We start from the raw sequence: 553 nt of genomic DNA, 5'->3' as shown, positions 1-553 counted from the left end.
TACTCACCACTGCGGGTCTGCGCTCGCGGCTCGACGGTCATCACGTGCCGGTCATTGATATTGATGACCCCGCCATCCACACCCAACCCAGCACCCCACTGCCAGGCCCGGCCGCCGACGATATCGCATATCTGATCTACACCTCGGGCACCACCGGGGTGCCCAAAGGCGTTGCCGTGACCCACCACAACGTGACTCGATTGTTCGACGCGTTTGATACCCGGTTGGACCTGACCGCAGAGCAGGTGTGGACGCAGTGCCATTCCTATGCATTCGACTACTCAGTGTGGGAGATCTTCGGTGCCCTGCTCGGTGGGGGCCGGTTGGTGGTGGTGCCCGAGTCGGTGACCGCCTCTCCGGAAGAGTTGCATGCGTTGCTGATTGCGGAACGGGTCAGTGTGTTCAGCCAAACACCCTCGGCGGTGGCGATGCTCTCGCCGCAGGGGTTGGAATCGGTGGCGTTGGTGGTGGCCGGGGAGGCGTGTCCGGCTGAGGTGGTGGAGCGGTGGGCGCCACCAGGGGTGATGCTCAACGTCTACGGCCCGACCGAGAC

Annotated in this window: 1 protein-coding gene; it reads left to right on the top strand. The window is 64.0% G+C overall.

Annotated elements, in window-relative coordinates; all coding sequences use genetic code 11:
* Positions 1-553: AMP-binding protein (locus tag A5781_RS00040; protein WP_156624258.1), on the top strand; the 553-nt coding region annotated here is incomplete at both ends.

The sequence above is a fragment of the Mycobacterium sp. 852002-30065_SCH5024008 genome, from assembly GCF_001665645.1.
GTDB classification, from domain to species: Bacteria; Actinomycetota; Actinomycetes; order Mycobacteriales; family Mycobacteriaceae; genus Mycobacterium; species Mycobacterium paraffinicum.
Note: the sequence above shows the minus strand (reverse complement) of the source record. Positions and strands in the feature narration are given on the sequence as shown.